Source organism: Bacteroides sp. HPS0048 (assembly GCF_964240755.1).
In the GTDB taxonomy this organism is placed as follows: domain Bacteria; phylum Bacteroidota; class Bacteroidia; order Bacteroidales; family Bacteroidaceae; genus Bacteroides; species Bacteroides nordii.
In genome coordinates, this window is the sequence record NZ_CAXSVC010000028.1 from 21,182 (window position 1) to 33,999 (window position 12,818).

Sequence of the window (12,818 nt, forward strand, 5' to 3'; positions counted from 1 at the left end):
AAAAATTATCATATTTGTGTAAATATGCTGTCAAAACATATCAGAGAGTTTAAATACTGTCTTCTTCATATATTTCCTCCAGCAACTCCTCCTTTTCCATTGTCATCTTACCATCGGCAGTAATCGTTATAGAGATAGGAACATACAAGTCTGTCTGCGGATAACACACACTGGCCGCATAGACAATACCTTGAGGTGTAGTCTTATTATACACCATCCCCTCAAGAATAGATTTCGACAAGAAATCATCACTTACAATAGAAGAAAAGTTCTTCTTTGTAAAAGTCATATTAAAGACCTGCTCATTGCCACGGGTCAAACGGAGCTGAATCTTGTTGTCAACAAAAGTATTCCCCATCTCATTCTTCACAAGCGGCAGGTCCTCATCAGGAGTACGAGAAATAAAAGAGTGGTAATCCTTCCCCTTAAATTTAATATCCACTTCGGCTTTCGATACCTGCATACGCTGCAATCCCCGGCTATCTACACTATCCTGCATGAGGATCAATGAACCTTCATCCGTTTTTTTACTTCCACCGCCACAAGCAGTTAACCCTGCTAACAGTGACAGAATAAACAAATATATGAATCTCTTCATCTTTAATCCGTTCTTTAATTTATGACGACAAAGGAACAAAAAGAGCCGGATATACACAAGAATTCAAGGTTGAAAGTTAAGCTACTTCTTCTCTCTGCGTCCATCCTTCATCCGCTGTTCACGTTCAGCCTGCTTCTTGGTATAAGAAGCATATTGATCTTTAGTCATTATCTTTTGCAGCTGCGCATTGTAAGCCTCACTGTTAGCTTTCATCTCTGCACGCATCTTTTCACGTTCTTCTTTCGTCATTTCAGGTGCTTTCTTTCCATCTCTCTGCGGACGCATCGAAGCACGATCTCCCATCTTCTCACACTGTGCAAGATTTACTTCAAACAATTGTTTCTTCTGCGTATCGTTCAAAGAGTATTCCTTAACCATACGTTCTGTCATTTGTTCCGCACGTTCTTTCGGAGTCATTTTCTTATGTTCGCCCCGTTGTCCCTGTGCCATCACTACACTACCCATCAGAAAGAGGGTAACCATTAAAAATACTATTCTTTTCATACTAACCTTTGCTTTTAAGTTGATTAATTATCAGTTTTTTTGTTGCAACTGAATATACGACTCACTGAAACCCAATAAGTTTAGTCTGTTCTCACTTTTTTAACAATTAATAAACGATTCCTCTGCATCTTTACAAACCTTATCGTTTTTTTCTATTTTCTCATAGAAAATATCTGTTTGACAAGTGAGCAAATCTCCCCTATCTTTGTTATATATTTATAAACTCTCACAAACTACACATTTATGGAAGAAAAGAAACTTACAGCTGCCAACGGCCGCCCTGTTGCCGACAATCAGAATTCACAGACAGTAGGTCCTCGTGGCCCTATCACCTTGCAAGATCCATGGTTAATTGAAAAACTCGCTCATTTTGACCGGGAAGTAATCCCTGAAAGACGTATGCATGCCAAAGGTTCCGGAGCTTACGGAACATTTACTGTAACGCATGACATTACAAAGTATACCCGTGCGGCCATATTCAGCGAAATAGGAAAGAAAACAGAGTGTTTTGTCCGCTTCTCTACCGTAGCCGGTGAACGCGGAGCTGCCGATGCAGAACGTGATATTCGTGGTTTTGCCATGAAATTTTATACGGAAGAAGGTAACTGGGACCTGGTAGGAAACAATACCCCGGTATTCTTTTTACGTGATCCTCTGAAGTTTCCTGACCTCAATCATGCCATCAAACGAGATCCAAAAACAAACATGCGTAGCCCTAACAGTAATTGGGATTTCTGGACACTGCTACCCGAAGCATTACACCAGGTAACCATCACTATGAGCCCGCGTGGCATTCCTTATTCCTACCGTCATATGCATGGATTCGGCAGCCATACCTATAGTTTCTATAACGCCGCAAACGAGCGTATCTGGGTAAAATTCCATCTGCGTACCCTGCAAGGTATCAAGAATCTGACTGACCAGGAAGCTGAAGCCATTGTTGCCAAAGACCGTGAATCACACCAACGCGATTTATTCGAAAGTATTGAAAAAGGTGATTATCCAAAATGGCTGTTCCAGATTCAAGTGATGACGGAAGAAGAAGCAGACAATTACCGCATCAACCCATTTGACCTGACTAAAGTATGGCCACACAAAGACTTTCCGCTACAAGACGTAGGCATTCTTGAACTGAACCGTAATCCTGAGAACTATTTTGCAGAAGTAGAGCAAGCTGCCTTCAATCCGATAAACATTGTAGAAGGTATTGGATTCTCTCCCGACAAAATGCTACAAGGCCGTTTGTTCTCCTACGGAGATGCACAGCGTTATCGCCTGGGCGTTAATTCGGAACAGATACCGGTTAACAAACCTCGCTGTCCGTTCCATTCCTACCATCGCGATGGCTCTATGCGTGTAGACGGTAATTATGGTGCTACCAAAGGATATGAACCCAACAGTTATGGCGAATGGAAAGACTCGCCTGAAAAGAAAGAACCACCTTTGAAGGTTCATAGTGATATTTATAATTATAATGAACGGGAGTATGATGACGATTATTACAGCCAACCAGGCGATCTCTTCCGACTAATGCCGGCAGATGAGCAACAGCTACTGTTTGAAAACACAGCGCGTGCCATGGGAGATTCCGAACTCTTCATTAAACAACGTCACGTACGTAATTGCTATAAAGCAGACCCGGCATATGGAGCAGGCGTTGCCAAAGCACTGGGTATCGATCTGGAAGAAGCTTTGAAAGCTAACAGATAAATAATAACTCACTTAAAATATACATTCCTTGCTATTTTCTGAAAACGAAAATAACAAGGAATATTTTTTAGAGTATAATAAAACCTAAGTCTGAACTTTATAACGTTTTATACACAGAAGAAAGCTACGTGGCAGACAATGCCCATTATTAACTTTAATGTTATAATGCCTTCCAGAACTTCTGGAAGTCTCTGTATTTACCATAACACACCAATTCATCTCCTTCCTGTATCTTATCATTTTCAGGAAGCTCATTTACTATGCTGTGTTCCGTCAGTGAAATCCCTAAGCAATTCTCTATCCGATTTGCTCGTTTCAACCCTATCAACTTTAGATGAAACTCCTCATCCAGATTAAGTTCATTGACAAAATATCCGATAAATTTCTCCGGCACAGAGAACTTCACCACATAATATTCTGAATCTACCCGGAATGCTTCCATATTAGTTCCAAAATCCAGCAATTGTACCAGACTACGCGCTGCATCTTCTTCCGGAGTCAGTATTTTTTCCAGATTAAAAGCTTCCAATACCGAACGGTGTACCGCATCAATAGCACGCGCATAGATATGTTGCACCTTCTTTTGCTTTAGCAACGCTACTACACGAATGGAAGCACCGAAATTCTCTCCGATTGCCACTATCACAATATCCACACTATTGAGCGGAAGTACTGCTAACGATAACTCATCTGTTGCATCAATTACAAAAGCAGTAGCTACCTTATCTTTAATACTATCTACCCTGCTTTCACTGATATCCGCACCTATCACTTCATGCCCTAATACAGAAAGCTCTTCTGCCAACACATGCCCATAATTTCCCAGACCAATAATAATGTATTTCATATCAATATTTTTTTAATGTACCGATTGAATAATGTGCCAATTGACATATTATTCAATTTATTATTATGTTATCATTCGGATAACGATATTTCGTATTTTTCTTTTGTCTCACAATGCCCAGCATTAGTGTTATTAATCCTACGCGACCTACAAACATCAACAAAGCCACCAATAACTTACTCTCATCCCGAAGTAAGGGCGTGGCATTCAGACTCGATCCTACTGTGCTCAATGCCGATACACACTCAAACGTTAGTGTCATAATCGACATTTTAGGTTCCAGTATGCTCAATATAAATACAAACAGAAACAACACCCCAAGAGACATAACTACCGTTGCATTAGAACGACGGATCGAATCATGTGAAAGCTGACGCCCAAAAACTTCTACACGATCTGTACCACGCAGCACTGCCATAAGATTCATCACTACAACGGCAAAAGCATTGACTTTGACTCCACCTGCCGTAGATTGTGCTGCACCACCTATCCACATCAGCAAAATATAAATCAATATGCTCTGTATACTCAGGCTTGTCAGATCCACACTGCTGAACCCTGCCGTTCGCGGACAGGTAGCATTGAAAAATGCCTGTGTCCACTTATCCGCTACAGACATACCGGCAAAAGAACCATTCCATTCAAAGGCGGCAATGGCGAGTGTACCCAATACGAGAAGCAGGAAAGTCATAATCAATACAATTTTCGTATTCAGATTATAAAGATGCTGTACTCTATGTTTATCCAATTTAAGTGTACGCACAAACTTCCAGAAACGGTGCAAATGGTAAAGCACAATATCTTTAAAATTCACCAGGATAGGAAACCCAATACCACCCAAAATAATCAATAAAGAAACAGAAATATACAGAGAGTTATGCCCGGTCATCACCATCGGATTACCCAGATTACCCGGAAGGGTAGAGAATCCGGCATTACAAAATGCCGAGATGGAATGAAAAGCAGAGAAAGCCAACTCTTCCTGCAGGTCCATCCCCAATGTACCATGAATGCCCAGCCAGATAGACAGCATTCCCATACCCTCTATCACTAACGTAAAACCCAATATATACAACAGTGTGGATAGTAATGAACCCAATGAATTAGAACTCACCATATCACGTACCACCAATTGATTATACAACGAAGTATTTCCCATGAAAAACATAGCAAAGAAACTGGTCAATGTCATTACTCCCAACCCACCGACCTGTATCAACAGAATAATCACCGTAAGTCCCAAGGGGGTAAAAGTAGCAGATACATCCACCGGCACAAGACCTGTCACACACACTGCACTTGTTGAAGTAAACAATGCATCCACCCACGAAATAGATATTCCCTCTACCGTACAACGTGGCAGTAATAACAATCCCGTACCTATCAGTATAATCACCAGAAAACTCACCGCCAGAATTAATGAAGGATTCGTCCTGCGTCCTAACAGCCGTACCAGACCATTAGACAAATTAAGAAAAGAAAAAAGTAATAAAAGGGTTACATGATAAAACTTACTGTTCAGGAATTCCCAAAAATGAAGAATCGCCCCACTCTCCTCAGGTTGATGGAAAATAACGGGAATGAGTGTCAGATAAAGTAAGCCACTCAACACCCATGCCAGTTTACGATAATTCTTTTTTGTATCTCTGTATTCCAACAGGAAGTGCAAGGTCACATCTATCAAAAAGATAATCCAGACAGCCTTATATAATATTTTAAGATGCTCCACATCCACACTTGAAAGTGGAAACCCATGTTCATAAACTACTCCTACTATCAATAGTAATGAGGCTACATAAGTAAAAGCAGCTATTAGCCTGAGCAAAACACGAACATAAGGCTGTAGTAACTTATTCTGATACAACAATATTTTATGATAAATTTTCATGATAAATAATGTGTCAATGTGTGAAGGTGCAAACTTAATTAAAATAACAACAAATTCGATTCTTTGTTGACTATTTAATCGTTGTATTAAAAATTATACCTATTTTTGGCAATCAAAATATTAAAATTTACAATATCATGAGTAACAAGACAAAGAGGTACCTGCTACCCGAAGAAGAAATTCCACACTATTGGTACAATATTCAGGCTGACATGGCAAACAAGCCGATGCCTCCTTTACACCCCGGTACAAAGCAACCTTTAAAAGCAGAAGACCTTTTTCCCATATTTGCAGAAGAACTCTCACGTCAGGAGTTGAACCAGACTGATGCCTGGATCGAGATCCCCGAAGAGGTACGCGAAATGTATAAATACTACCGTAGTACTCCGCTGGTACGTGCTTATGGACTGGAAAAAGCTCTGGGAACTCCGGCACATATCTATTTTAAGAATGAAAGTGTCAGCCCAATGGGTTCACACAAATTAAACTCTGCTATCCCGCAAGCTTACTATTGCAAACAGGAAGGAGTAACCAATGTAACCACGGAAACAGGTGCAGGACAATGGGGAGCTTCTCTTGCTTATGCTGCCCGGCTTTTCGGGCTGGAAGCTGCCGTTTATCAGGTGAAAATCAGTTATGAACAGAAGCCCTATCGTCGTAGTATCATGCAAACCTTCGGAGCACAGGTCACTCCCTCTCCTTCTATGTCTACCCGTGCCGGAAAAGATATACTGACCGCCCATCCCAATTATCAGGGTTCATTGGGTACAGCCATTTCCGAAGCTATCGAGCTTGCCCGTACCACTCCGAACTGTAAATATACCCTCGGCTCTGTACTTAGCCATGTTACACTTCATCAAACAATCATCGGACTGGAAGCCGAAAAACAGATGGAGATGGCAGGAGAATATCCCGATATGGTGATTGCTTGCTTTGGAGGCGGTTCAAACTTTGGAGGTATCGCTTTCCCTTTCATGCGTCACAACATTCTAGACGGTAAAAAAACCCGTTTTATTGCAGCCGAGCCAGCTTCCTGTCCCAAACTGACACGTGGTAAATTTCAGTATGATTTTGGAGACGAAGCCGGATATACCCCGTTGCTTCCCATGTTTACATTAGGACACAACTTCGCTCCAGCCAACATTCATGCCGGTGGTCTTCGTTATCATGGTGCAGGCGTTATTGTTTCTCAATTGTTGAAAGACGGACTGATGGAAGCAGTAGACATCAAGCAGCTAGAATCTTTTGAAGCCGGTTGCTTATTTGCACAGGTCGAAGGTATTATTCCTGCCCCGGAATCTTGTCACGCTATCGCTGCTGCTATCCGTGAAGCAAACAAATGTAAAGAGACAGGTGAAGAGAAAGTTATTCTGTTCAACCTTTCCGGTCACGGACTTATCGATATGCCCTCATACGATAAGTTCCTGGCAGGAGACTTGGTGAATTACTCACTCAGTGATGAAGACATCCAAAAGAATCTGGATGAAATAGGAAGTCTGGCATAAGTTTTTTTGTACTTGGCAATCATTGCTTGAATATTTGGTTGCGAAAAGAACAATTACAGACATTCACACAAAGTGAAATTCAGCATAGAGCACAGTACGTTTACGAATCGTAAATCAATGATAATCAAAGACTAGCAAGCTCTATTTTTAAGAAATATAAGATTGTACACTTTAATACCTCAATATTGTACACTTTTGCATGGCAAGATTGTACAATATTGAGGTATTAAAGTGTACAATCTTGCATATAAACCTCATCTTGTTAAAAAAGCGACGTTAACAATGTTAATGCAACAAAAAAACAATGTGTGGAACGTATCAAATCAGTAGCTTTGTGATAAAGTAAGATTTTCCTCTGTATACTACAATTTGGCACACGTTCTCCTCACATAAAACTCAATCAGCCTGTTCATAAAATGTAGAGAGAGGAAGAGGTATTTTTACTCACCAACCAAGCTAATCCCTCTATACACGAAAAAACGATGGATATCTGAATCAATCTCATATCGAACACGTTAAAAAACATACCACAAAAAGAGAAAAAAAACGGTGATTATCTACAGAATATCTATCACCAAATCTATATAAAAATAGAATAGTTTAAGCTCTTAGCACATTTTTTAGACATAAATGAAAGAGTTATGAACAAAAGTGAAAGACATAAAGCGATTTTTAAATAAACTAAAGACAATAGGAATTAATCGTTTTAGAGATTTGCAATATTTTTGGACAGAATAAAAATTCAAAGTACAACCTTTATTTAATTGTTATGGAAAATTTTCAAAAATTCCTTTTCACGGCAATTTTTCTATTTGTCGGCCTTAACATACAGGCACAGAGCCTTACTGTTACAGGTAAAGTAATAGACAGTGACGGATTTGAAGTAATTGGTGCCAATGTAGTTATAAAAGGTGCCACCGGCACAGGTACCATCACTGATATCGATGGGAAATACTCATTAAAGGTAAATAACGCAGCAAAAGACGTACTGGTATTTACCTATATAGGTATGGATACACAAGAAATTCCGGTCAACGGTCGTAGCCAGATCAATGTGACTCTAGTCCCCAACTCTATTCAACTGGACGAAGTTGTAGCAATTGGTTATGCTACCACTAAGCGTCGCGACTTAACTGGTTCCGTTTCTTCCGTTCAGGGAGGTGAATTAAGTAAAATACCGGTTTCCAGTGTAACACAGGCATTAGCTGGTAAAATAGCCGGTGTGCAGGTAATTCAATCTCAAGGTTCCCCCGATGCAGAAATCTCAGTACGTGTACGTGGTGGAATGTCAATCACACAGAGTAATGAACCTCTATATATTATAGATGGTTTCCAAAGTGAGAATGGCATGAACGGACTCGATCCGAGTGATATTGAATCTATTGATGTATTGAAAGATGCATCATCAACAGCCATTTATGGTTCTGCAGGAGCAAACGGTGTAATCCTTATTACAACAAAATCCGGTAAAGAAGGCAAAGCGACCGTTAGCTATGACATGTATGTAGGTTTCAAGAAACTGACAAAGAGAATTGACCTTCTCAGCACAGAACAATTCGCAAAATTGGAATATGAACGTGCAATGATCGGTGCAGACTCCGACAAACAAACTTATCTGAAATATTATGCAGACCCTTATGATGAAAACGGGGGTACCATTCTGGATCAGATGTATGCAGCTTATCAAAATATTCCAAGTGTTTATGGCAATCGTGCAGGTATAGACTGGCAGGATGAAGTATTCGGCAGTAACAGCCCTATTTCTCAAAACCACAAAGTAAGTATCAGTGGAGGAACCAAGACTTCCAGTTACAACATTTCAATAGCACGTACCAGTGATGATGGAATTATGAAGGGAAGTGGTTTTGCCCGTACCAATATCCGTGCTAAATTTACACAGGATGTCAACAAGCGGTTAAAAGTCACCTTCAATGCTAACTACAGCAACGAAACTTCTGAAGGATTGGGTTCTCTGAACGAATCCGGATATTTCAGCCGTATGCAGCATATCCTCCAATATCGTCCTGTTATTGGTAAATATGGTAACGACTCTGATTTGTTAACCCTCCAACGTGACCCGATTACTGATGAAGACAGTGGTAACCAGATGCAAAACCCATTGATCTCCATTCAGGCAGAAGAACGTACTAAAGAAAATAAGAGTCTACAAATCAATGGAGAAGTACAGTTTAAAATATTAGACAATCTCATCTATCGCGGTTCTGTAGGTCTTCGTGAACGTCGCCTGAATAATGATGTATTCTATCAGGCACAGAGTCGCCAGGCTATTAATAGTGGAGCTCCTTACGGAACAAAGAACATCAATGACTATAACGGCTGGCAATATAACAACACCGTGACTTATACCCCGAAACTTAAGAACGGACATTCATTTGATGTATTGGTAGGCCAGGAAGACTATATGCTCGAAACAAAAACATTGTCAGTGACAAATACCAATTTCCCTGATGTAAACTTTGGTTTTGACGATTTCTCATTGGGAACCAATCCTAATGTACCTTCTACGACACATTACAAATACCGTAAAATATCTTTCTTCGGTCGTGCCAACTATAACTACAAAAGTAAATATCTTGCTACTGTAACCGTTCGTGCCGATGGTTCCAATCGTTTCGGTAAGAACAATAAATGGGGAGTATTCCCTGCCGGTTCTGTCGCATGGCGTGCTTCTGAAGAAGATTTCATCAAAAATCTGAATGTATTCTCAAATCTGAAAGTTAGATTCGGATATGGTATGGCAGGTAATGACAATATCGGTAGTTACCGTTCATTAGCCATCATGGGCTCCGGCAACACCAGTTATGAAGATCAATTAGTACCGACTTATGCAAGTTCACAGCTTCCCAATCCGAACCTCAAATGGGAAACTAACATTACAGCCAACTTAGGTCTTGAAATGGGCTTCCTTGATCAACGTATTCAGGCTACGATCGATATCTATAATAACCAGACCAAAGATCTGTTGTTGAATTCAAAACTTCCCGGATTATCAGGATATACAACCGTTATGAAGAATGTAGGTGAAACGCGCAATCGTGGTATTGAAGTTTCTATTAATACCATTAATATCAGAAACAAAAACTTCACTTGGGAAAGTAACCTGAACTTTGCTCACAACAAGAATAAGATTGTAGCTCTGGCCGATGCAGATTATTTCACTGAACGTTCCGGATGGTCAACTGTATCTGAATTTAACGATGACGATTATATCATCGCTGTAGGACAATCCATGGGACAGATGTACGGCTATCAGCTGGACGGAAAAGGAATCTATATGGTGGAAGATTTCCACTGGGACAATGCTGCAAACAGCGGTAACGGCGGATATGTACTGAACGGAGAAGGCAATTCTTATGATGCCAGCATACAACCCGGATACTGGAAATTTAAAGATACAGACGGTGTGAAAGGTATCACTTCGGATGATAAAACCGTGATCGGAAATGCAACTCCGGATATTATCGGTGGATTTATCAACAACTTCACTTTCAAAGGTTTCGATCTTTCTATCGGTCTGAATTTCCAGATTGGTGGTGATGTGTACAACGCTAATAAGATGTATTTTACCAAAATGAATAACAAGAACCGTAATTCATTAGCGAATGCAGCCGAACGTTTCACGTATATTGACGGTACAGGTGCCAATGTTTTCAAAGATCCTGAAAAACTCGCCATCCTCAACCGTAATGCAAACTATGCATCCATCGAAGGATCCAGCAATTTAGCTTTCCATTCCGGATATGTAGAAGACGCTTCATTCTTACGCCTGAACAATGTCACTTTCGGTTATACGTTCCCGAAAACATGGCTGAAAAAAGCATATATCAGCAACCTTCGTGTGTATGCTTCTGCATACAATCTGTTTACCATTACCGGTTACTCTGGTTATGATCCGGAAGTTAATACCAAATCGAACGGAGGTCTGACTCCAGGCGTTGACTGGGGTGCTTATCCAAGAAGCTTGTCATTCGTATTCGGATTAAATCTTTCATTTTAACCTGATAATAATTTGAAATTATGAAAACAAATAGAATAGTAAATATAATAAAAGTAAGTGCATTCGCTCTCTTCACAGGAGTTATTTCTACCTCTTGTCTTGATCAGCTAGAAGAAGAAACTTACGGAAAATACAGCGCAGATACCTACTTCGATACTACTGGCAAAATGGAAATGGCTGTCAACGGTATATACGAAACTTTCAGTAGTATCACTACCTACGGACAATACTGGCAGGTATACGGAGATTGTGACACAGACATCGCTCACGTAAAAGGAGCTGGTACAGGTCATGTTGCCCGCGACTTAGGCCACTATAATGCCTATGCAGAACACTCTTGGTTACAAAGCTCCTGGGAGTTGTATTATCAGGGAATAGATCGCGCCAATACAATTCTAGACCAAAAAGACAATGTGGTAATTAATGGAGAAAGTGACCAGTTGGTATTCAATCGGTTGGTAGCTCAGACCAAATGTATGCGTGCTATGTGTTACCTCGACCTGGTGCGCCTTTGGGGAGATGTACCTTTGAAGCTTGATCCGTCAAAAGACGGGGATAACTTTAAACTCCCAAAAACAGACCGGGATGAAGTGTATGCACAAATTATAACTGATTTAAAAGAAGCAATACCGGGCCTGTTGTGGTGTGATGACAGTAACCAGAAAGGAGAAAGACTCTCAAAAGGAGCAGCCATGGGATTACTGGCACGGGCTTATTTATTCCGCGGAGGATATTCACTTTATCAGGATAAATCAATCAAACGTCCCGGTAATTATAAAGAATACTACCAGGCAGCACAAACAGTTTTAAACGAATTGATATCTTCTGGCAAACATGGGCTGATCGACGCAGACGGTACATACTCCAGTGGATATGAAAAGAACTTCCGCAACATGTGTGAACTAAAATACGATCCGTTTGAAAATATCTGCGAAATATCATTCTACAATCCAACCGGACAGAACGCTGGCGCCAGCAATATGGGAACATACAACGGTCCTGAAATTAATGTAAATTCCATTTATGGACGAGCCAATTCATTCATCAAAACACATAAATTCTTTTATGAGACTTTTGATGAGAAAGATTTACGCCGGGATGTAGCAGTAGCCACATTCAGTATCAATGCCAATAGTAAAATTGTAGAAATAGCCGAAAAGAACAGTCAGAACTGGTCACCAGGCAAGTGGCGCCGTAACTGGCAAACAGCTGCTATCAAAGACAATAACAACACCGATGTAAACTTCCCATTACTTCGATATGCCGACGTTCTGTTGATGAGTGCAGAAGTTGAAAACGAACTGAATGACGGTCCGAATGATTTAGCCATTGAACGTGTTAACCAAGTACGCCGCCGCGCTTTTGGAAAACCCTATTTAACAGTAAACGCAGATGTAGACCTGAAAACAAGTGACTTCGCCGGAAAAGATGACTTCTTTAACTTCATTGTAGCCGAACGCGGACGTGAACTCTGCTTCGAAGGTAACCGTCGGCTCGATCTTATCCGTTGGAATCTCCTGAAAGAAACAATAGCAACCACTTCTCAGAATTTCCTAAGCTACTACAATGGCCAGGAAGGATTAGGAAGTAACTACACTTACGCAGCCGGTTCACGGTTTGTCAGCGGAAAGCATGAGTTATATCCTATCCCAGCCCGTGAAGTGCGCGAAACATTAGGTTCTGTTTCTCAGAATCCGGGATATTAATTCCAAAGAAGTTCCTTTCGCCAATACGAAACACTTCATCAG

8 protein-coding genes are annotated in these 12,818 nt (G+C 40.6%); 4 read left to right on the forward strand and 4 right to left on the reverse strand.

All coding sequences use genetic code 11. The annotated features are described in order from the left end of the window. Nucleotides 1-49: 49 nt before the first annotated feature. The gene (locus ACESQI_RS18335) at nt 50-598 is read right to left on the reverse strand and encodes a DUF4738 domain-containing protein (RefSeq protein ID WP_122202172.1); all 549 of its coding nucleotides are present in this window, start codon (nt 596-598) and stop codon (nt 50-52) included. 81 nt (nt 599-679) lie between these two features. Continuing rightward, nucleotides 680-1,102 (reverse strand): DUF4890 domain-containing protein, encoded by a 423-nt coding sequence (locus ACESQI_RS18340; protein ID WP_373126695.1) that lies wholly within the window; start codon nt 1,100-1,102, stop codon nt 680-682. A gap of 243 nt (nt 1,103-1,345) precedes the next feature. Here ACESQI_RS18340 and ACESQI_RS18345 point away from each other — a divergent pair, with 243 nt between their 5' ends. Beyond that, nucleotides 1,346-2,812, forward strand: coding sequence for a catalase (locus ACESQI_RS18345; protein WP_373126697.1), 1,467 nt, complete (start codon nt 1,346-1,348; stop codon nt 2,810-2,812). A gap of 160 nt (nt 2,813-2,972) precedes the next feature. On the opposite strand, the gene ACESQI_RS18350 is transcribed toward ACESQI_RS18345, so the two are convergent. Together ACESQI_RS18350 and ACESQI_RS18355 are read right to left on the reverse strand one after the other, a co-directional pair. Then, complete coding sequence (locus ACESQI_RS18350; RefSeq protein ID WP_002561937.1) at nt 2,973-3,659, reverse strand: TrkA family potassium uptake protein; 687 nt, start codon at nt 3,657-3,659, stop codon at nt 2,973-2,975. A 52-nt stretch (nt 3,660-3,711) separates the two neighbouring features. Beyond that, nucleotides 3,712-5,547, reverse strand: coding sequence for a TrkH family potassium uptake protein (locus ACESQI_RS18355; protein WP_195661318.1), 1,836 nt, complete (start codon nt 5,545-5,547; stop codon nt 3,712-3,714). Nucleotides 5,548-5,684: 137 nt separating this feature from the next. On the opposite strand from ACESQI_RS18355, the gene ACESQI_RS18360 reads away from it, so the two are divergent. The 3 genes from ACESQI_RS18360 (at nt 5,685) to ACESQI_RS18370 (ending at nt 12,776) form a co-directional block, all read left to right on the forward strand. Further along, nucleotides 5,685-7,052 (forward strand): TrpB-like pyridoxal phosphate-dependent enzyme, encoded by a 1,368-nt coding sequence (locus ACESQI_RS18360; RefSeq protein ID WP_002561939.1) that lies wholly within the window; start codon nt 5,685-5,687, stop codon nt 7,050-7,052. A gap of 769 nt (nt 7,053-7,821) precedes the next feature. After that, nucleotides 7,822-11,070 carry a SusC/RagA family TonB-linked outer membrane protein gene (locus tag ACESQI_RS18365; RefSeq protein WP_373126699.1) on the forward strand — a complete coding sequence of 1,083 codons (3,249 nt, stop codon included), beginning with the start codon at nt 7,822-7,824 and terminating at the stop codon, nt 11,068-11,070. Nucleotides 11,071-11,090: 20 nt separating this feature from the next. After that, nucleotides 11,091-12,776: a RagB/SusD family nutrient uptake outer membrane protein gene (locus ACESQI_RS18370; RefSeq protein ID WP_002561941.1), complete on the forward strand. Its 1,686-nt coding sequence runs from the start codon at nt 11,091-11,093 to the stop codon at nt 12,774-12,776. Nucleotides 12,777-12,818: the final 42 nt, after the last annotated feature.